Source organism: Mesorhizobium sp. P2_E9 (assembly GCF_056403815.1).
This window is the reverse complement of the sequence record NZ_JBFUET010000009.1, coordinates 204,097-223,951: the sequence shown is the minus strand read 5'-3', so window position 1 is coordinate 223,951 and position 19,855 is coordinate 204,097. Positions and strand designations below refer to the sequence as shown.

Sequence of the window (19,855 nt, the reverse complement as noted above, 5' to 3'; positions counted from 1 at the left end):
TTGTCGCGCGCTTCGTTCTCCCGGATGTAGGGTTCTGGGGATAGTTCGGATTCCGCCACTGGAGTCAAAGCCTTAGGATGCCGCGGGAAAAGTCGGCCCTGTGGACGGAAGCAGGGCAAGGAAACTGGTCCCCAGACTTGTCCCCAGCCGCCCGACGAGACTGACAGCACAGCGAATTGTGGACAAACTGCCATCTGATACAGTCGCCTCCGACCGGCCTCGCTTTCTGTCCCGGTTTATCCACACAAGCCCACAGCCCCAGGTGATCCCTGTGAACAAACCCCAGAGCTTCTTTCACCTGCACCTGATTTCCGACGCGACCGGCGAAACGCTGCTCGCCGCCGGGCGGGCGGCCTCGGCGCAATACAAGGACGCGCGCGCCATCGAACACATCTACCCGCTGATCCGCACCGAAAAGCAGGTGGCCAAGGTGTTCGAGGACATCGAGGAGGAGCCGGGCATCATTCTCTATACGGTCGTCGACCAGAAGCTGGCGCGCGGCATCGACGAGCGCTGCGCCACCATGGGCCTGCCCTGTGTGTCGGTGCTGGAGCCGGTGCTGACCGTCTTCCAGTCCTATCTCGGCACGCCGGCCGGCCGCCGCGTCGGCGCCCAGCATGTTCTCGACGCTGAATATTTCCGCCGCATCGATGCGTTGAACTTCACCATGGAACATGATGACGGCCAGCTGCCGGCCAATATGGACGATGCCGATATCGTGCTGATCGGCATTTCACGCACATCGAAGACACCGACCAGCATCTATCTCGCCAACCGCGGCATCAAGACCGCCAACATCCCGATCGTGCTCGGCGTGCCGGTGCCGGAAAGCCTGGTCAGCGCGTCGAAGCCGCTGATTGTCGGGCTGATCGCCACCGCTGAGCGCATTTCGCATGTCCGCCAAAACCGCATTCTCGGCAACAGCAGCACCTACGAGGCATCGGACTATGTCGACCGCGCCGCGATCACCGAGGAGCTCGCCTACGCCCGGCAGATCTGCACGCGCCATGGCTGGCCGATGATCGACGTCAGCCGCCGCTCGATCGAGGAAACGGCCGCGGCCATCGTTGCCCTGCGGGGGAAGAATAGGTAAAATGTCGCGATCCCTCGCGCGCTTCGTTTGGTGCAAGAAGGTTGCACCCAGTCGAACCGACCCCCTCTGGCCTGCCGGCCATCTCCCCCTCAAGGAGGGAGATCGGCAGCTTCGGCCCCTCGCCATATTTGCAGCGTTCAAAGTTGGCGAAAGCAATGAAGCGCGTGATCTCCCCCCTCGAGGGGGAGATGGCCGGCAGGCCAGAAGGGGTCGGTTCGACCGGACGCGACTTCCTTGCCGCAATCAACGTCGAACAACTAGGCGCACAAAAACAATATGACCGAAAAAATCATCCTCGCCTCAGGCAGCCCCTTCCGCAAGGCGATGCTCGTCAATGCTGGCATCGACGTCGAAGCCGTACCCGCCGAGGTCGACGAGCGCGCGCTAGAGGCGCCTTTGCAGCATAGCGGTGTTTCGCCTGAAGACGTCGCCCTGGTCCTGGCCGAGGCCAAGGCCACCGAGGTCAGCGAGCGCAAGCCCGGCGCGCTGGTGCTTGGCTGCGACCAGACTTTGTCGCTCGGCGATGAGGTGTTCCACAAGCCGGCCGACATGGAAGGCGCACGCCGCCACCTCCTGGCGCTGTCGGGCAAGACCCATCAGTTGAACAGCGCCGCCGTGCTGGTGCGTGACGGCAAGGTGCTGTGGCGCCATGTCGGCATAGCCTCGATGACCATGCGCAAGCTTGACCCTGGCTTTATCGGCCGCCATCTCGCCCGTGTCGGCGCCAAGGTCTTGGCCAGCGTCGGCGCCTACCAGATCGAGGGCGAAGGCATCCAACTCTTCGAGAAGATCGAAGGCGACCATTTCACCATTGTCGGCCTGCCGCTTTTGCCGCTGCTGGCGGAACTGAGGACGCTCGGAGCGATCGATGGTTGAGGCAACCAAGAAAGCTTTTGTCACCGGCCACCCAATCAAGCATTCGCGCTCGCCGAAGATCCATGGCCACTGGCTGGCAAAACACGGCATCGACGGCAGCTACGAGGCGATCGACGTGGCGCCGCAGGATTTTGCCGAGTTCATCGCGACATTGCAGGCAAACGGGTTTCGCGGCGGCAATGTCACCATTCCGCACAAGGAGGCCGCCTTCGCGCTGGCCCACCGCCGCGACCAGGCGGCGGAAGAGATCGGCGCCGTCAACACGCTGTGGTTCGAGGATGGTGTCCTATGGGGCGGCAACACCGATGGCCACGGCTTTGCCGCCAACCTTGATGACTATGCACCGGGCTGGGCGAACACGGGCCCGGCGGTCGTGCTCGGCGCCGGCGGCGCGTCGCGCGCCGTCATCCAGGCGCTGAAGCAGCGCGGTTTTGCTGACATCCGCATCGTCAACCGCACGCTCGCCCGGGCGGTGGAACTGCGGGATCGTTTCGGCACCGGTGTCTCGGCGCACGGCACGGCGGCGACCAACGAATTGCTGGCCGACGCCGGCCTGCTGGTCAACACCACGGCACTTGGCATGGTCGGCAATGAAGGCCTCGCCGCCGATCCGGCTTTGCTGCCCGACCACGCCATCGTCACCGACCTCGTCTATGTGCCGCTCGAAACCCCGCTGCTCGCCGCGGCGCGCGCCAGGGGGCTGAAGACGGTCGACGGCCTTGGCATGCTGCTCAATCAGGCCGTGCCCGGATTCGAACATTGGTTCGGCGTCAGGCCGCAGGTCACGGCCGAGCTGCGCGCGATCATCGTTGCCGATCTGGTGCCGAAACCATGATCGTGCTCGGCCTCACCGGCTCGATCGGCATGGGCAAGTCGACGACGGCAAAAATGTTTGCCGAGGCCGGCGTGCCGGTCCATGATTCCGACGAGACGGTGCATCGCCTCTATTCCGGCGTGGCGGCGCCTTTGGTCGAGGCCGCCTTTCCCGGCACCACTGCTGGAGGCGTGGTCGACCGCGCCAAGCTTGGCGCGCGTGTGCTCGGCGATGCCGCCGCGCTGAAGCAGTTGGAAGCCATCATCCATCCGCTGGTCCGCGCCGATGCCGATGCCTTCCTGGCCAGGCATCGTAACGCCGGCGAATCGATCGCGGTGCTCGACATCCCGCTGCTGTTCGAAACCGGCGGCCGTGGCCGCGTCGACTGTTTGGACCGGAGACATCGCGAACAGGTGTGCGAGGACATCGCGAACAGTTTTGCATTCTATCGAGCCAGGGTATTGAGGTCGATGGTTTCTATTTTCTGATGTCTGAACCATGCGTCGAATAGGCCGTCCGTTGCGGTCGGCCTGAAGGCGACGGACTTTCCCGCGAAGGCCCTGCACAAGCGCATTGAGCGTCCAAGAATGGAGACGAAGCCGTGCTGCTGAACGCGGCGGATGAGATCGTCCTTGGCGTATTCGAACGGCTCGACAGTTTCGCGATACTGGCGCAGCGAGGCTTGGTAGCGATCGAGCGGCACGCCGCCGTCCAGCGCGTCATGGGGACGCTGGGCGTTGTAGACGTGGCGCCACTGGTCGAATGCATGCTGGGCCTCGGCGAGATCGGCGAAGGGCGGTCCCTGCAGTGCCTCGGCCTTGAGCGACCGATGGAAGCGCTCGTCCTTGCCGAGCGTCTGCGGATGGCAAGGCCTGGAGTGGCTCATGGTGATGCCAGTTTCGATCAGCCAGACGGTGAGCAAGGTGAAGTCGTTGCGGCCGCCATCGCCCCAAGGCGGACCATTGTCGGTGGCGATGCGCCACGGCAGTCCGTAGCGGCGGAAGGCGGTGATCAGCCGGGCTTTTACGGTCTCGGTGGTCTGGTCAGCGCAAGCCGACAGCGCGACCGAGAAGCGCGAATGGTCGTCGAGCACGGTAAGCGGATGCAGCCGGCCGGCACGCAAGGCAACGTGCCCTTTGAAGTCCATCTGCCATAGGTCGTTGGGGGCGGCATGCTCGAAGCGAATGAAAGGCTGCTCGCCCTCGATCCGATAGCGCGAAAGCAACTTGTGGCCACAGGTCCGGCCGATACCGAAGCGCCGGCACAAAAGGCTCACATTCGCCCCAGGCGCTAGCGCCAGGCGCACGAACTCTTCCTTCTGTCTCATAGCGCTTCTGTCCTCGAATGGCATCCCGAACCCCCTCGCGCAAAAAGCGCAAAACTGTTCGCGATGTCCTCGCACACCTGTTCGCGATGTCACCGGTCCAAACAAGGGGGAGAAGGGGGAGCCTACCCATTCACCGCCCGGCTGTCGGCCGGCGCCTCATCCCGCTCGGTCAGCCCATAATCCCTCACCACATGCGCAATGCGCAGTCGATAGCCGGCAAAGATACCGCCGCGACCGGCCTGCTGCGCCTGCCGATGCTCTTCCGTGTTGCGCCAGGCCTTCACCGCTTCCTCGTCACGCCAGAATGACAGCGACAGGACGCGGTTGGGATCGGCCAGACTCTGAAAACGCTCGATCGAGATGAAGCCGTCAATGCCGTCGAGCAAGGGACGCAGCTTGGCGGCGATGGCGAGATAGGCATCGCGTTTGCCCTCCACCGGTTCGACCTCGAAGATGACGGCGATCACGGCAGCACCAGTTTCGCGTGCGGTCCGGAGACGTGTTTCAGGAACATGCGGTCCTCCTCGAGGATGAATCGTTCACGCTTGGCGAACTCGTAATTTGCCTTGCCGGCGGGATCGGCGGCAAGCCGGGCGCGATAGGCTTCATAGGCGGCCAAGCTTTCGATGTTGTAGGCCGCGTATGCCGTCGTCGCGGACCCCTCATGCGGCGCGTAATAGCCGATCAGATCGGCGCCGCAACGCGGAATGGCCTGGCCCCAGTTGCGGGCATATTCCTCGAAGGCAGCCTTGCCGAACGGGTCGATCTCATAACGGATGAAGCAGGTGATGGTCATGGTCGTCTCCTTGAGGTTTTGTTCTTCGCGTCGATAGTTCGAGCGGCGTCGAAACGTTGTTCCGCCCGATCTGCTAGGGCAATTCCCCTGCAGGTCATGCCTGCCAGAAAGACTTTGCGCATTCGCGGCGCACATCCTCCGGCGTCAGGCCGAGATCGCGCAGCAGGTGGTTGTCGATCTCCGAGAGGTCGCGGCGCTGCAGATGGCGGTCATACCAGCGGGCCAGCAGTCGTGAGCGGACCCAGGCGATGAACGGGAACGATTGGCGGCCGGGGAATGGTGCGGGGGTGAAGGTGGTTCTTGCGGTCATCGTCGTCTCCTTGATCTGACCGGAGAATAATGGTTATCTGACAAGAATGCTTCGATGAGGAACGAACTATGCGTGAAGGACCTGACATCGCCCGCATCGCCAGCCTGGTCGGCGACCCGGCCCGCGCCAACATGCTGAACGCGCTGATGGGCGGCACGGCACTGACCGCGAGTGAACTGGCGCTGGAAGCCGGCGTGTCACTGCCCACCGCCTCCTCGCATCTGTCGAAACTGATGGAAGGCGGGTTGTTGACCCTGGCCAGCCAGGGTCGCCATCGCTACTACGGCCTTGCCGGCCCGCAGGTCGCAGGCATGATTGAGGCCATTACCGGTGTTGCGGAAGCCGTTGGCCCCAAGCGCGTGCGGCCAGGCCCGCGCGACGGCGCTATGCGCGTGGCGCGTGTCTGCTACGATCACCTCGCCGGCCAGCAGGCCGTGGCCATGCTCGATCGCCTTGTCGATAAAAACATACTGGTCCGCGACGACCAGGAGATCAGGCTCGGGCCATCCGCCGCATCGCATTTCGCCGCCATCGGCATCGATGTCTACACCAAGCCGCGCCGCCCGGTCTGCCGCGCCTGCCTCGACTGGAGCGTGCGCCGCTCGCACCTCGCCGGCACGCTGGGTGCCGCCATCCTCGACAAGATTCTGTTGGAGAAGTGGGCAAGGCGGGAAAAGGACAGTCGTGCGGTGGTGTTTTCGCCACTGGGCAAGCAGGCGTTCGAGAGGGTGTTTTTGAGTTGAGGTGTTGGGGCTGATTTCGCAACGTCGGCGGGACAGCGCCCCCCTCTGTCCTGCCGGACATCTCCCCCACGAGGGGGGAGATCGGACGTCACGCCGGCTTTCGCCAACCTCTTACGGTGCAAGGGGAGCGAAGCGCCGAAGCTGCCAATCTCCCCACTCGTGGGGGAGATGGCCGGCAGGCCAGAGGGGGGCGCGAAGGATCGCTGCGCTGACAAATTGGGCGAACTACCCCCGCTTCAACACCTTGCCCTGCTCGAAAAACCCCTTCCACGGATCGGCTTCCGCCAACTTTGCCAGCGTCGTCTTGTCGCCGATCGGGAAAGCGTTCGGCGCCAGGCCGGCCTCGATCTCGGCCCAGGTCACCGGCATCGAGACCGTCGCGCCCTTCTTGGCCCGCGAGGAATAGGGCGCGACCGTCGTCGAGCCCCTGCCATTGCGCAGATAGTCGACGAAGATTTTGCCGGTGCGCGCCTTTTTCGACAGCGTCGCCGTGTAGCGGTCCGGGGCACCTTGTTCGAGTGCCTTGGCGAAATCATGAGCGAAGGTTTTTACCGCGTCCCAATCCGCCGAAGGTTTCAGCGGCACCAGTACATGGTACCCCTTGCCGCCCGAGGTCTTGACGAAGTTCGGCAGCGACAGCTCGTCGAGCTTGCCCCTGATGTCGAGCGCCGCCTCGCGCACCGCTTTGACGTCGACACCTTCATCGGGGTCGAGATCGAAGATGATCTGGTCCGGCTGTTCAAGCTTGTCGATCGTGCAGCCCCAGATGTGGATCTCGACCACGCCATACTGGACGAGGGCCGCAACCCCGTCGAAATCCCGGATGAACAGGATCTCCTCGCCATCGGTCGGGTCCTTCATACGCGCGATCTTGTCGCTCATGCCGGCCGAGGCGTGCTTCTGGAAGAAGCGCGGGCGGCCGACGCCGTCCGGCGCCCGCACCAGGCTGAGCGGCCGGTTGATGACGAACTGCTCCATGCGTGGCCAAACGTGCGCGTAATGCTCAAGCAGGCCCTGCTTGGTGATCTTTTCCTCCGGCCACAGCAGCTTGTCGGGATGGGAGAGTTTGACCGTGGTGGTCATCGCCCCGGCGGATGGGCCGGTGCCGCTTGACGCCGGCTTGGCCTTGCCTGTCGCTGCCTTCGGTTTTTCCCGCACAACGTCCTCCGCCGGCTTGTCCTCGCGCAGCCCCTGGAACGAGGCATGGCGTATTATACGATCCGAGGTCCAGCTGCGAAACTCCACTTCGCCGACAAGCTCCGGCTTGACCCAGACCAGCCCCTTGCCCTTCGGCACGGCCTTGTCGAACGGCGAATCCTTCGCCTTCAGCGCATCGAGCTTTTTGTTGAGCTCAGTCGCGCTTTTGGCGGAGAAGCCGGTGCCGACACGTCCGGCATAGTGCAGTTTGCCGTCTTCATAAAACCCGACCAGCACCGAGCGCAGCCCGCGCCCGGTCTTGTCCGACGGCAGATAGCCGCCGATGACGAATTCCTGCCGCGCCGTGCATTTCGACTTGACCCAGGTCGGGCCGCGCCCGCTGCGATAGGGCGCGTCGGCGCGCTTGGAGACGACGCCTTCCAGCCCCATGCGGCAGGCGTGCTCCAGCATGATCTTGCCGGGCTCGGAAAAGTGGTCGGAGAAACGCACCGCTGCATTGTCGGACTGCTTGCCGAGCAGCTCCTGCAAGGCCTGCTTGCGCTCGACCAGTGGCTCGCCGCGCAAATCCTTGCCGTCAAGCCGCATAAGGTCGAAAACGTAGTAGATGAAGCGGTTGGTTCGCTTCGCCGACAAATCCTGCTGCAGCAGCGCGAAGGATGAAACACCGCTGTCGGCCAGCACGACGACCTCACCATCGATGATAGCATCGCTGCATTTCAGCGCTGCCAGTTCCGCAGTGATCTCGCTGCCGAACTTCTCCGTCCAGTCAAGGCCGGTGCGGGTCAGCAGCCGCACGTCGGTGCCGGCGATCTGCGCCTGCATGCGATAGCCATCGAATTTGACTTCATGCAGCCAATCCCTGCCGCCGGGTGCATCCCGTTCCAGCGTGGCCAGTTGCGGTTCGATGAAGTCGAGTTTGCGGGCTGCGGTCTTCGCCTTGCCGGCGGCCGGCTTGTTGGAATGCCAGACCTTCGGCTTCTCGCCTTTGGCCGCCTTGCCCTCGCCGACCTCTTCGATCGTCAGCCCGGACTTCACCGATTGCGGCGCCTCCTTCAGAATATCCTCGCCCGGACGCGCCGCCGCATCGTCCGACTTGATCAGCAGCCAGTTGTCGCGCTTCTCGCCCGCGCGCGGCTTCAGCCGCACTAGGTGCCACAGCCCATGCAGCTTGTGGCCCTTGAGTTCGAAGCTGATATGGCCCTTCTTCATCGCCTTGGCCGGGTCGATCTCGGGCACCCACGTGCCCTCGTCCCAGACGATGACCGACCCGCCGCCATATTCGCCCTTGGGAATCGTGCCCTCGAAGGAAGCATAATCGATCGGATGATCTTCGACATGGACGGCCAGCCGCTTTTCGTGCGGATCGAGGCTCGGGCCGCGCGTCACCGCCCAGCTCCACAGCACGCCGTCATGCTCGAGGCGAAAATCATAGTGCAGTCTCGTCGCGGCATGTTTCTGGATGACGAAGATGCCGCCGGCTTTCGTGCCACGAACAACCTTGCCGGCCGGCTCCGATGTCTTCTTGAAATCGCGCTTGGCGTGATACGGCTCGAGGCTTGCCATGGCTTGGTATCCTCAGGCCGATTTGCGCTTGGGCGCGGCAGCTTTCGCCTTGGCGCGTTTGGCCGCCGGTTTGGCTTTCGCGGACGGTGACTTCGTTGAGCCCGAATCCGACGACAGGCTCTTCTTCAGCGCGTCGAACAGATTGACGACGTTGGAGGGTTTGGGCGCGGCCTTGGCCTTTGGCGCCTGGTGGCCGGCCTTCTTGGCCCGGATCAGCTCAAGTAGGGCGTCCTCATATTTGTCGTCGAATTTCGACGGATCGAATTTGGCCTTCTTCTTGTCGATGATGAGTTCGGCCAGCTCGGTCATCTCCTGATCGGTCTTCACCGCCTTGATCTCGCCGAACACGCTGTCCGGCTGGCGCACCGTATTGTCATAGCGCAGCGTCGTCAGCACCATGCCCTTGCCGAGCGGCTCGATGACCACGGGGCGTTCTCGGCTGTAGAGCACGATGCGCGCCAGCCCGGCCATCTTCTTGCCGGCCATGGCGTCGCGGATGACGGCAAACGCCTCCTCCGACACCTTGTCGGCCGGCGCGACATAATAGGGCGTGTCGAGATAGATCTGCTGGATCGAGGCCTTGTCGACGAAACCGTCAAGCGCCATCGTGTGCGAGGATTCGATCTGCACCGCCTCGATCTCCTCTTCCTCGACATGGACGAAATCGCCGTCGTCGAGCTCATAGCCTTTGATCTCGTCGCCATCGCCGAGCGGCTTGCCGGTCTCGGCATCGACATAGATGCGCTTCACCGTGTTGCCGGTCTTGCGGTTCAGCACCCGGAACGAGACCTTTTCGGTATGGGTGACGACATTGGTCAGTTCGACCGCGCAGGTTACCAACGACAGCTTCAGATAACCATTCCAGGCTGGACGCGGCGCCATGGCAATTTTCCCTTCAGCAATCAGATGAAGGTGAGAACGGCCAAGGCCCGCTCCAGTTCCGCCGGCGCGTGACATCAGGCGTGCGACGGCGCGCCTGAGCATTGTAGCAGCCAGAACGGAAATTTCGCGGGCGCGGCAGAAATTGAAACAGAACCGCGCGCAGGCGACATTTAAACGAAACATATGTGATGCAAAAGTCACACAGGGCGGAATGGCGACAAAGAGCACTGAAAGACCCCGAATCAGCCGCATTCCGGCCACGAAGCAACGGGTTTTCGACCAGATATTAACATCGTGTTCACCGACTATTCACGCCTCGGCGCTATGATGTCCGTCAATCGGAAGGGACATCCGAAAATCGGGACAGGGACAGGGTAAATGAACTTCCTTACGCACCTCATCGGCTATGCCGCCGCCATCCGCGAATTCGTCGCGCCGACCTATCGGCCCGAGCGTTATTACATGCGCGGCCCCGGTCCGGCTTGCGCCCGTCGCGGCACGTCGTTGGGCGCGCACTGACATGACGTTCGAGAGCCGCCACAACAGCCGTATCTGCAGGCCGGGTGACAACTCCCGCGCCACCACCTATCGTTCCGAGCGCCCGGCTCTGAGCGACAGGCGTCGTGCGACATCGCCACGTCTTTGATCCCGCCTCCGGCTGGCCTAGTGTCCCAGGACACGAGCAGCCGAGGCCCGCGTGACCGACCGTCCCCAGTCAAGTCTGCCCCCATCATTTCTGGCCAAGTCAAATTTGGCCAAGCCAAGTCCCGCTGAACCATCCTTCGATGCCAGCCATCCGCTGATCGTCTTCGACGGCGTCTGCGTGCTGTGCTCCGGCTTTGTGCGCATGATGGTCAGGCTCGACCGCAAAAACCGCTTCCGCTTCGCCACCGCGCAATCGCCCTTCGGCGCAGCGCTGTTCAGGAAGCATGGACTGCGCACGGACTCTTACGAAACCAATCTCGTCCTTGTCGACGGCATCGCCTTCACACAGCTCGACAGCTTTGTCGCCGTGATGTCGGAACTGGGCTGGCCGTGGCGGGCGGCCAGGGTGCTGTTGCTGCTGCCGCGCCCGTTGCGCGACTGGCTCTACAACCGTATCGCCAAAAATCGCTATGCGCTGTTCGGCAGAAAGGACAGTTGCGACATTCCTTCCGCCGAGCTGAGGGAGCGGTTCCTTGGCTAAATGTTGCTCCAGGGCGCGCCAGGCATGAAGCTTCTCATCGTCGGTGGCTACGGCACCTTTGGCGGACGCATCATCCAGCTGCTGGAGAACGAGCCGCGCTTGACGATTGTTGTCGCCGGCCGCTCGTTGGCCAAGGCCGAGGCCTGGTGCGCAAGCCGTGGCGCGGTGGCCGCGCAGTTGATCCCGGCCGCGTTCGACCGCGATGGCGATCTCACCGCGCAGCTGGCGTCGCTATCGCCAGACACGCTGGTCGACGCCAGCGGCCCGTTCCAGGCCTATGGCGAGGGCCGTTATCGGCTGATCGAGGCCTGCATCGCCAAGCGCGTCAACTATCTCGATCTCGCCGATGGATCGGATTTCGTCGCCGGCGTGCCGGCCTTCGATGCGGCCGCGAAGCGAGCCGGGCTGTTCGTGCTGTCCGGCGTCTCCAGCTTTCCCGTGCTGACGGCGGCGGTGGTGCGCCGGCTGTCCTCCGACATGGCGCGGGTCGACACGATCACCGGCGGGATCGCGCCGTCGCCCTATGCCGGCGTCGGCGAAAACGTCATCCGGGCGATCGCCGGCTATGCCGGCCAGCCGGTCGCACTGGTGCGCGACTGCGGTAATGCGCAGGGCCATCCGCTCACCGAGCAGGTGCGTTATACCATCGCGCCGCCCGGCCGCGTGCCGCTGAAGAACACGCTGTTTTCGCTCGTCGACGTGCCGGACCTGCGCGCGCTGGCAGAACTGTGGCCGCAGGCGAAAACCATCTGGATGGGAGCGGGGCCGGTGCCCGAAATCCTGCATCGCGCCTTGAGCGGCCTTGCCTGGCTGGTGCGCATCGGGCTGGTGCGCTCGCTGTCGCCGCTCGCCCCGCTGATGTATTGGGCAACCAACCGGCTGCGCTGGGGTGAGCATCGCGGCGGCATGTTCGTCGCGGTCGAAGGTGCTGACCGGGCCGGTGTCCCGCTCAAACGCTCATGGCATCTGCTGGCCGAAGGCGATGACGGTCCGTTGATCCCATCGATGGCGGTCGAGGCCTTGGTGAGCAAGGCGCTCGACGGATGTGTGCCCGTGGCCGGTGCCCGCGCCGCCGTGAACGATCTCGAGCTTGCCGACTACGAGGCCCTGTTCGCGGGCAGGACGATCTATCCCGGCTTTCGTGAAGACACGGCCGGCAGCCCAGGTGAGCCGCTCTATGCGAACCTGCTCGGTGAGGCCTGGCAAAGCTTGCCCGATGAAATCCGCGCTATGCACGACAAGGCGAAAACGGCCGAAGGCCGCGCCAGCGTCGAACGCGGATCAAATATCCTTGGCCGGCTAACGGCCTGGCTGGTAGGCTTTCCCGGGTCAGGCACCGATATTCCGGTGCGGGTCCGCTTCGACGTCGACAAGGAGGAAGAAACCTGGACGCGGACATTCGGCACGCACAGCTTTTCCAGCCGCCAGTTCGCGGGGCGGGGTCGTTCCGAGCGCCTGCTGTGCGAACGCTTTGGCCTGCTGACCTTTGCCATGGCGCTGGTGACCGGGGAGGGCAGATTGTCGCTCGTCCTGCGCCGTTGGAGCATTCTCGGCCTGCCCTTGCCGATGTGGCTCTGCCCGCGCTCGACCTCCTTTGAGACGGTCGAGGATGGCCGCTTCCGCTTCCATGTCGAGATTTCGCACTCGCTCACCGGCTTGATCGTGCGTTATCGTGGCTGGCTCGAACCGGTTGATTAGCAATGGGTGCGAGCTCTCCGCTTGTGCCGTGACCGATCAGGGTCGAAAGATTTTTCCTGCGCCCTGTCGAAATCGGTTGCCGCCGCGCGACATACGTCTGGCCCCGCAAGGACGCGGCCTTGGAAACCACGGGAGAAGACCCATGCGATACATGATTTTGATCAACGGCGACGAAGCCGCGCTGGCGAACACGCCGATCGAGAAGGCCCAGCAGATGAGCGCGGCCTATGCCGCTTATACCGAAGCGTTGAAGAAATCCGGCGCATGGCTCGCCGGCGAACGGCTGCGGCCGAGCCAGGCGACCACCTCGGTGCGGATCACCGACGGCAAGACCAACGTGATTGACGGCCCCTATGCCGACACCAAGGAGCAGCTTGCCGGCTTCTACATGATCGAGGCGGCCGATATCGACACCGCCATCGAATGGGCGGCACGCTGTCCGGCGGCGAGCACCGGCACGGTCGAGTTGCGGCCGATCTGGGAGATGGCCGACTACATGCCCAAGAAATGACAATGTGCCCAGAAATGACGATGTGATGGACAGTCGCCCGGAGATCGCCCGGGCGGCCGCCGAGGCCGCCGCCCGGCAGAGCTATGGCAAGCTGGTCGCCTGGCTTGCGGCGCGCACGCGCGACGTGGCCGCCGCCGAGGATGCGCTGGCCGACGCCTTTGCCGCGGCGCTCGAACGCTGGCCAAAGTCAGGCGTGCCTGAAAAGCCGGAAGCCTGGCTGCTGGCGGTGGCGCGACGCCGCCGCGTCGATGCGGTGCGGCGGCGGCTCACCCGAGAGGCGGCCCGCGATCATCTCCAGCTGATCGCCGAAGAGATGGAGGCGCATATGACCGAGGAGGACCTGCCCGACGAGCGGCTGCGGCTGATGTTTGCCTGCGCGCATCCGGCGATCGAGCCGGGTGTGCGGGCGCCGTTGATCCTGCAGACCGTGCTTGGCTTCGATGCCGCGACGATCGCTTCCGCCTTCCTGGTCTCGCCGGCAACGATGGGCCAGCGGCTGGTGCGCGCCAAGGCGCGCATCCGCGAAACCGGCATTCCATTCCGCGTGCCGGAGCGGGCCGAACTCGGCGAACGGCTGGATGCCGTGCTGGAGGCGATCTACGCGGCTTTCGCCGAAGGCTGGTCCGATCCGGCCGGCACCGAGACGCGGCGCCGCAACCTTGCCACCGAAGGCATCTGGCTTGGCCGCCTGGTGGCGACGCTGATGCCGGAAGAGCCGGAAGCGCTTGGCCTGCTGGCGCTGATGCTGTTTGCCGAGGCGCGCCGCGCCGCCCGGCGCAGCGCCGAAGGCGACTTCGTGCCGCTGGCCGAACAGGATTACGCGCTGTGGGACCGCGCTCTCATCGATGAGGCGGAGGCGCTGCTTTCCCATGCCGCGGCGGGCGGCGTCGTCGGCCGCTACCAGCTCGAGGCGGCCGTCCAGTCGGCGCATGCGGCGCGGCGGCTGACCGGCCGCACCGACTGGCCGGCGATCCGCGCGCTCTACGACGCGCTGTTTTCGATCGTCGGATCGCCGGTGGTGGCGATCAACCGCGCGGTGGCACTCGCCGAGACGGAGGGCGCCATGGCGGGGCTGGCAGCCCTGTACGTGCTGGGCGACGACAAACGGCTCAATGAGTATCAGCCCTATTGGGCGGCGCGGGCCGGTCTCCTGGCCAGGCTCGGTCAGGTGCCGCAGGCAAGCGAGGCCTATGACAGGGCGATCGGCCTCGAGCGCGATCCGGCGGTGCGCCGGTTTCTGCAGGACGAACGCGCCGCGCTGCGCAACTGACCTTCAGCCCGGCCACATCTCGTGCGAAATGTTGAGTCTCTTCATCAGCGGATGGCCACGCAACTTGGCCCAGAGCTGTTCAATGTTCGGCCATGCCGCCCGCGCTCTGTCGATGTCGGGATGCCAGGCAATGAGCATGACGAGATAGATGTCGGCCAGCGACATGGTCTCGCCGACCAGCCAATCACGGCCTTGCAGAGCGGCATCGAGGACGGCGAAACCGCGGTCCATTTCGGCGACGGCCGCCTGCTTGACGGCCTTCGTGCCGTCGGCGTCGGCCGTGTAGCGATAGGCGTAGTAGAGCCGCAGCACCGCCGGGTAGAGCACCGACGACATGAAGGCCATCCAGCGCAGGAACTCGGCGCGGGCCGGCGCGTCGACCGCCGGCGCCAGGCCGGCATCGGGATGGCGCTCGGCGAGCAGGATGCAGATTGCCGCCGATTCGGTCATCGAGCTTCCGTCCGGCAAGGTCAGCACCGGCACCTGGTTCAGCGGGCTGATGTCGAGGAAGGCCGGATCGGGCCGGTCGGTCTTCGGCACGTCGATCTGCTCGAATGGCGCGTTGGCCAAGGCGAGTGCTGCCTCGACGACGAAGCCGCCGCTGCCCGGGCGGGTATAAAGCTTGTACATGAAATCCTCCCCCGGCCCGTGGAAAACGGGCCGGGGCGATATGAACCGGAAGCTGCGTCTCGCTCAAGCCGCCGGCGATCGCCACCAGCGGTTTTTCAGCGGGCCAGCAAATGCCGCGGTTCGTCGAGGCTGCGGAACTACGCCCCCAGCCCTTCGAATAGGATGGTCGACAGATAGCGTTCGGCGAAATCGGGGATGACCACGACCAGGGTCTTGCCCTTATTCTCCGGCCGCGAGCCGACGACGATTGCCGCTTGCAGGGCAGCACCCGACGAGATGCCGACCGGCACACCTTCGAGGCGGGCGACGAGGCGCGCATTGGCAACGGAATCCTCGTTGGAAACCTTGACGATCTCGTCATAGATCGTGGTGTCGAGGATTTTCGGCGCGAAGCCGGCGCCGATGCCCTGGATCTTGTGCGGGCCAGGCTGGCCGCCCGACAGCACCGGCGAGGCTTCCGGCTCGACGGCGACGACATGCAGCGAGGGCTTGAGTTTCTTCAGCACCTGGCCGACGCCGGTGATGGTGCCGCCCGTGCCGATGCCGGCGACGAAGATATCGACCTCACCCTGCGTGTCGTTCCAGATTTCCTGCGCTGTCGTCTTGCGGTGGATCTCCGGATTGGCGGGGTTTTCGAACTGCTGCGGGATGACGGCGTTGGGGATCGTCGCGGCCAGCTCGTCGGCCTTGGCGATGGCGCCCTTCATGCCTTTGGGGCCTTCGGTCAGCACCAGCTCGGCGCCGAGCAGCGCCAGCATTTTTCTGCGCTCGACCGACATCGTCTCGGGCATGGTCAGGATCAGCTTGTAGCCCTTGGCAGCGGCGGCGAAGGCAAGCGCGATGCCGGTGTTGCCCGAGGTCGGCTCGATCAGTGTCGTCTTGCCGGGCGAAATCTTGCCGGCCGCCTCCAGCGCCTCGATCATCGCCACGCCGATACGGTCCTTGACCGAGGCGATCGGGTTGAAGAATTCGAGCTTGGCAACGAGATTGGCGACGATGCCCTTCTCCTTGGCGAACTTGTCGAGCCGTACCAGGGGCGTGTCGCCGATCGTGTCGGTGATGGAACTGTAGATGCGGCCGCGGCCGGGGACGCGGGCGGAGGTGACAGGCTTGTTCATTGGTTTCGCTCCCAGAATTTCAGGCAAGTGGAGAATTTCAGGCAAGTGGCATTGCAGCCGGCAAGATAAGGCTTTCAGCCGCGCAACATAAGCTGTCGGCCGGAAATATCCGAGTGGGGCCTGTGTCTAAAACGCCCTTGTCCCGGAAAAGCATTTCACGAGGAAGCCTGGCCCCGGAATGTTTTGGCTGAAAGGGTGCTACTGGCGGGCCGCGATCGCTGCTGCGGCGCCCACCATGAAGCCGGCGGCGGTGCGGTTCAGCACCTTCAGCGCACGCGGCGATTTCAGGAACCAGCGCGCCTTGGCCGCGAGCGCCAGGTAGGGCACCAGCACGACAGAAAGGACCACGACCGTCAGCGCGACGAGAATGCCGTAGTCCGCAAGTGTGATCGTCTTCAGGTCGACGATGGTCGGCGTGATGGCGAGGTAGAAGATCATCGTCTTCGGATTGCCGAGCGTGACGGTGAGGCCGGCGACAAAGCTCGAAACCAGTCCGCCCTTACCCTTCCGGGCTTCGACGGTTTCGGGCGTGATGCCGGCGGTCCAGAAGCGCCAGCCCAGAAATGCGAGATAGGCGACACCCAGCCATTTGATGGCGAGGAAAACCATGCCGAAGGTCTGGGCAACGAAGGCGAGGCCAAGCACGACGGCGGTCAGATAGGTGAGGTCGCCCAGCATCAGGCCAAACGACATGGCGAGCGACGAGCGAAAGCCGGAGCCGAGCGCCCGCGCGACAAGCGCGGTGACGCCGGGGCCGGGAATGGCGGCGGCGATGCCGAGGGCGGCACTGTAGGCGAGGAAGCCGGTGAGGGTCATGGTCGAACCTTGCGTCCGGGAACGCTGTTGGGACGGCGCCTTGTCGCACAAAGTCAGGCAAGCGGGAATTGCCTGACGCCGGATTCCATTGCACCACGCCGAAACGCGGTCAGGACCGCCCGCCATCATAGGTCACGCGCCAGATTGTGCCGTTGCCGTCCTCGGTCACGATCAGCGCGCCGTCGGCCGCCACTGCCACGCCCACCGGCCGACCCCACACGTCGCCATTGGAGACGACGAAGCCGGTCATGAAATCCTCGTATTCGCCGGTCGGCTTGCCATCCCTGAACAGCAGGCGGACCACCTTGTAGCCGGTCCTGTTGCCGCGATTCCACGAACCGTGCAGGGCGACAAAAGCGTCGCCCCGGTATTCCCTGGGAAAACCGCTGTCGGCCGGAAAATCCTTGCGGTCGTAAAAGGCGATGTTGAGCGGCGCCGAATGCGCCTGCATCAGCACATCGGGAATATCGGCCTTGCCAGCGAGATCGGGGCGCGCGCCCTTGTGGCGCGGATCCTCATGGTTGCCGATATAGTACCACGGCCAGCCGTAGAAGGCGCCATCCCGAACCGACGTGGCGTATTCGAACGGCACATTGTCGCCGAGTGCGTCGCGCTCGTTGACGACGCACCACAGCGCACCGGTCGCCGGCTGGACAGTCATGCCCGAACAGTTGCGCAGGCCGGTGGCAACGATGCGGCCGTTCTTGCCGTCCGGGTCGAAGGCCTGCACGTCGGCGCGGCCTTCTTCGGAGCCCCAGGTGGCGCCCAGCGGCTTCGCCTTGACCCACGCGTCCAAGCCGCCATCCGGCTCCTTGCCCATATCCTCGGCGACGTTCGAACCCGAGCCGACCGACAGATAGAGCGTCTTGCCATCAGGCGAAAAGACGATGTCGCGCGTCCAGTGATGGTTCGAGGGAATGTTGTCGAGGATGGTTTCCGGTTCGCCCGATGCCTTCAGGTCGTCCTTGCGGTAGGCAAAGCGCACGATGCTGTCGCTGTTGGCGACATAGACCCATTGCGGGTCATCGCCTGGCGGATAGAAGGCAATGCCATAGGGTTGGTTGAGATTGCCGGCGAAGATGCCGTCTTCGGCAGGCTTGGCGCTGTCCTTGGACAGCCGATAGACGCGGATCTGGTTGGCTTCGCTGTCGGCGACGAACAGGTCGCCATTGGGTGCGACGCGCACGACTCGCGGATTGTCGATGCCGGAGGCAATCAGCTCGGCCGAAAAGCCGGGCGGCAATTGCGGTTTGGCGTCCGCTGGCCTTTCGGCAAGGCCGGCGCCGTTCGAGGCCGATTTGGTGACATAGGGCTTCGGCAGCTCTTCCGGCGTTATCAGCCGGCGCACCCCGGGATTGTCGGCGCGCCAGTCGCCGAAGGCGGCCGCGCCCTTCAGCACCGGCTGATCGGCCTGCTGGGCGAACGCCACGCTTGTCAGCAAGAGGGCGGGAAGCACCAGTCCGGCCAATCGGATCATTTTGTCCTCCATCGGGTCGCGAAGGAACCAACGGCCGGTCTGTCCCCGGGTTCCGCCTCAGATGCGCTGGAAGCGAAAGTCCGGGTTCTGGTCTATGTCCCGGCGGCTAAAAAATCGTCATCGAGGCGTTTTTCCAGCGCGACCAGATCCGCCGGCAACGGCAGGCCCATGGCACGCATTTCCTGCAGCTTTTCGCGCAATTGTTCCTGGATTTCGTGCTGGTCTTCCGGCTGGTTGACCATCTCCTCGAGCAGCAGGCTGATCCGGGCCTTGAGTTCTTCGAGTGCCATTCTTTTTCTCCTCAGCAGCCTTGTTCGATTCAGGATCCAGGTGCGGAGATTCAGGTCAGGCCGTTTGCAGGCCGGCTGAATATCAATACACCTAGCGCAACATGCGCGATATCAGCTGCGCGGTATAATCGACCATCGGCACGATGCGGGCGTAGTTGAGCCGGGTTGGACCGATGACGCCGAGCGCGCCGACGACGCGGGCATCCTTGTCGCGATAGGGCGCGACCACCAGCGACGAGCCCGACAGCGAGAACAGCTTGTTTTCCGAACCGATGAAGATGCGCACGCCCGATCCCTGCTCGGCCAGATCAAGCAGCTGGATCAGCCCATCCTGCGTCTCCATGTCCTCGAACAAATGCCGCAGCAATTCGATATCGGCCTGGGCGGTGACGTTTTCGAGCAGATTGGCGCGGCCGCGCACGATGAGCCGCGCCGGCAGGCCGCTGTCGGCGCCAGCCCACACCGCCAGGCCCTTCTCGACGAGGTCTTGCGACAGCGTATCAAGCGCCGCCCGTGTCTCTTCCTTGATGCGCGCGATCTCGACCCGGGCTTCGGCCAGCGTACGGCCGCGAATATGCGCATTGAGGAAATTCGACGCCTCGTGCAGTTGCGAGACGGTGATGCCGGCGGGCAGCTCGACGACGCGGTTTTCGACATCGCCATTCTGTGACACCAGCACGGCCAGCGCCTTGGTCGGCTCCAGCTGGATGAATTCGATATGCTTCAGCGCCACCTCGTTCTTGGCGGCCAGCACCAGGCCGGCGCCGCGCGACATGCCCGACAGCATCTGGCTGGCCTCGGTCAGCATGTGCTCCAGCGTCGCGCCCGAGCCGGAGGCCCGCACCTGTGCCTCGATGGTACGGCGCTCCTCGTCGGAGAGGTCGCCAAGCTCCATGAAGGCGTCGACGAAGAAGCGCAGGCCCGCCTGCGTCGGCAGCCGGCCGGCGGAGATGTGCGGAGCGTAGATCAGGCCAAGATGCTCGAGGTCGCTCATCACGTTGCGGATGGTGGCCGGCGACAGTGAGGAGGGCAGGATGCGCGACAGGCTGCGCGAGCCCACGGGCTCGCCATCCCTGAGATAAGAATCGACGATGCGCCGGAAGATGTCACGCGAGCGCATATCCAGCGATTGCAGAGCGGGCGACAGCAAACTGGGTTCGGCGACTGCTTTGGTCATGTGGCCAAAAACCTCCGGCCCAAGAATATAGACTTACACTAGGCTCGCGCAACCCAGTGTCTGTGTCAGGCACCCGGTGTCTGGCCAGATCACCCGGTGCCGCGTTTGCGGCCGTCAGGC

General features: G+C 64.3%; 21 protein-coding genes and 1 pseudogene. 10 read left to right on the top strand and 12 right to left on the bottom strand.

The window, feature by feature from the left end; translation table 11 throughout:
- Window positions 1-271: 271 nt before the first annotated feature.
- The 4 genes and pseudogenes from AC1D05_RS17540 to coaE form a co-directional block, all read left to right on the top strand.
- Window positions 272-1,093: a pyruvate, water dikinase regulatory protein gene (locus AC1D05_RS17540; RefSeq protein WP_027041127.1), complete on the top strand. Its 822-nt coding sequence runs from the start codon at window positions 272-274 to the stop codon at window positions 1,091-1,093.
- A gap of 276 nt (window positions 1,094-1,369) precedes the next feature.
- Window positions 1,370-1,969 carry a Maf-like protein gene (locus AC1D05_RS17535; protein WP_477442427.1) on the top strand — a complete coding sequence of 200 codons (600 nt, stop codon included), beginning with the start codon at window positions 1,370-1,372 and terminating at the stop codon, window positions 1,967-1,969.
- Complete coding sequence (locus AC1D05_RS17530) at window positions 1,962-2,804, top strand: shikimate dehydrogenase (protein WP_477442425.1); 843 nt, start codon at window positions 1,962-1,964, stop codon at window positions 2,802-2,804. The genes AC1D05_RS17535 and AC1D05_RS17530 overlap by 8 nt, the downstream gene beginning before the upstream one ends.
- Window positions 2,801-3,169, top strand: a pseudogene (gene coaE, locus AC1D05_RS17525) (dephospho-CoA kinase); the annotation flags it as partial. The gene AC1D05_RS17530 and the pseudogene coaE, both read left to right, overlap by 4 nt.
- 59 nt (window positions 3,170-3,228) lie before the next feature.
- Here coaE and AC1D05_RS17520 read toward each other — a convergent pair.
- The 4 genes from AC1D05_RS17520 to AC1D05_RS17505 form a co-directional block, all read right to left on the bottom strand.
- The gene (locus tag AC1D05_RS17520; RefSeq protein ID WP_477442423.1) at window positions 3,229-4,134 is read right to left on the bottom strand and encodes an integrase core domain-containing protein; all 906 of its coding nucleotides are present in this window, start codon (window positions 4,132-4,134) and stop codon (window positions 3,229-3,231) included.
- Between the two features lie 98 nt (window positions 4,135-4,232).
- On the bottom strand, window positions 4,233-4,577 hold the full coding sequence (locus AC1D05_RS17515; protein ID WP_477442421.1) for an antibiotic biosynthesis monooxygenase family protein: 345 nt from the start codon (window positions 4,575-4,577) through the stop codon (window positions 4,233-4,235).
- Window positions 4,574-4,906: an NIPSNAP family protein gene (locus AC1D05_RS17510; RefSeq protein ID WP_477442420.1), complete on the bottom strand. Its 333-nt coding sequence runs from the start codon at window positions 4,904-4,906 to the stop codon at window positions 4,574-4,576. The genes AC1D05_RS17515 and AC1D05_RS17510 overlap by 4 nt, the downstream gene beginning before the upstream one ends.
- Window positions 4,907-5,000: 94 nt before the next feature.
- Complete coding sequence (locus AC1D05_RS17505; RefSeq protein ID WP_477442418.1) at window positions 5,001-5,216, bottom strand: DUF1127 domain-containing protein; 216 nt, start codon at window positions 5,214-5,216, stop codon at window positions 5,001-5,003.
- 68 nt (window positions 5,217-5,284) lie between these two features.
- On the opposite strand from AC1D05_RS17505, the gene AC1D05_RS17500 reads away from it, so the two are divergent.
- Window positions 5,285-5,959 (top strand): ArsR/SmtB family transcription factor, encoded by a 675-nt coding sequence (locus AC1D05_RS17500; RefSeq protein ID WP_477442416.1) that lies wholly within the window; start codon window positions 5,285-5,287, stop codon window positions 5,957-5,959.
- Window positions 5,960-6,184: 225 nt separating this feature from the next.
- Here the strand turns inward: AC1D05_RS17500 and ligD are convergent, their stop codons facing one another.
- Both ligD and ku read right to left on the bottom strand, forming a co-directional pair.
- Window positions 6,185-8,680 (bottom strand): DNA ligase D, encoded by a 2,496-nt coding sequence (gene ligD, locus AC1D05_RS17495; protein ID WP_477442415.1) that lies wholly within the window; start codon window positions 8,678-8,680, stop codon window positions 6,185-6,187.
- Window positions 8,681-8,692: 12 nt separating this feature from the next.
- Complete coding sequence (gene ku / locus AC1D05_RS17490) at window positions 8,693-9,562, bottom strand: non-homologous end joining protein Ku (protein WP_477442413.1); 870 nt, start codon at window positions 9,560-9,562, stop codon at window positions 8,693-8,695.
- A gap of 378 nt (window positions 9,563-9,940) precedes the next feature.
- On the opposite strand from ku, the gene AC1D05_RS17485 reads away from it, so the two are divergent.
- From AC1D05_RS17485 to AC1D05_RS17465, 5 genes are all read left to right on the top strand, one after another.
- Window positions 9,941-10,081 (top strand): hypothetical protein, encoded by a 141-nt coding sequence (locus AC1D05_RS17485; protein ID WP_013892047.1) that lies wholly within the window; start codon window positions 9,941-9,943, stop codon window positions 10,079-10,081.
- Window positions 10,082-10,313: 232 nt separating this feature from the next.
- Window positions 10,314-10,748, top strand: coding sequence for a thiol-disulfide oxidoreductase DCC family protein (locus AC1D05_RS17480; protein ID WP_477442411.1), 435 nt, complete (start codon window positions 10,314-10,316; stop codon window positions 10,746-10,748).
- A gap of 24 nt (window positions 10,749-10,772) precedes the next feature.
- Window positions 10,773-12,446 (top strand): SDR family oxidoreductase, encoded by a 1,674-nt coding sequence (locus tag AC1D05_RS17475; protein WP_477442409.1) that lies wholly within the window; start codon window positions 10,773-10,775, stop codon window positions 12,444-12,446.
- A 142-nt stretch (window positions 12,447-12,588) separates the two neighbouring features.
- Window positions 12,589-12,957, top strand: a complete 369-nt coding sequence (locus tag AC1D05_RS17470) for a YciI family protein (RefSeq protein WP_477219028.1) — start codon at window positions 12,589-12,591, stop codon at window positions 12,955-12,957.
- A 25-nt stretch (window positions 12,958-12,982) separates the two neighbouring features.
- A complete protein-coding gene (locus AC1D05_RS17465) occupies window positions 12,983-14,227 on the top strand; it encodes an RNA polymerase sigma factor (protein WP_477442407.1) in 1,245 nt (414 codons plus the stop codon).
- Between the two features lie 3 nt (window positions 14,228-14,230).
- Here AC1D05_RS17465 and AC1D05_RS17460 read toward each other — a convergent pair whose 3' ends face one another.
- From AC1D05_RS17460 to hrcA, 6 genes are all read right to left on the bottom strand, one after another.
- Window positions 14,231-14,857, bottom strand: a complete 627-nt coding sequence (locus AC1D05_RS17460; RefSeq protein WP_477442405.1) for a glutathione S-transferase family protein — start codon at window positions 14,855-14,857, stop codon at window positions 14,231-14,233.
- Between the two features lie 137 nt (window positions 14,858-14,994).
- Window positions 14,995-15,975, bottom strand: a complete 981-nt coding sequence (gene cysK, locus AC1D05_RS17455; RefSeq protein WP_096452126.1) for a cysteine synthase A — start codon at window positions 15,973-15,975, stop codon at window positions 14,995-14,997.
- 198 nt (window positions 15,976-16,173) lie between these two features.
- Window positions 16,174-16,791: a LysE family translocator gene (locus AC1D05_RS17450; protein ID WP_477442403.1), complete on the bottom strand. Its 618-nt coding sequence runs from the start codon at window positions 16,789-16,791 to the stop codon at window positions 16,174-16,176.
- Window positions 16,792-16,900: 109 nt separating this feature from the next.
- Window positions 16,901-18,268, bottom strand: a complete 1,368-nt coding sequence (locus AC1D05_RS17445) for a PQQ-dependent sugar dehydrogenase (protein ID WP_477442401.1) — start codon at window positions 18,266-18,268, stop codon at window positions 16,901-16,903.
- A 92-nt stretch (window positions 18,269-18,360) separates the two neighbouring features.
- Window positions 18,361-18,558, bottom strand: coding sequence for a hypothetical protein (locus tag AC1D05_RS17440; protein WP_095202875.1), 198 nt, complete (start codon window positions 18,556-18,558; stop codon window positions 18,361-18,363).
- Between the two features lie 91 nt (window positions 18,559-18,649).
- Window positions 18,650-19,735, bottom strand: coding sequence for a heat-inducible transcriptional repressor HrcA (hrcA, locus tag AC1D05_RS17435; RefSeq protein ID WP_172221674.1), 1,086 nt, complete (start codon window positions 19,733-19,735; stop codon window positions 18,650-18,652).
- Window positions 19,736-19,855 lie beyond the last annotated feature (120 nt).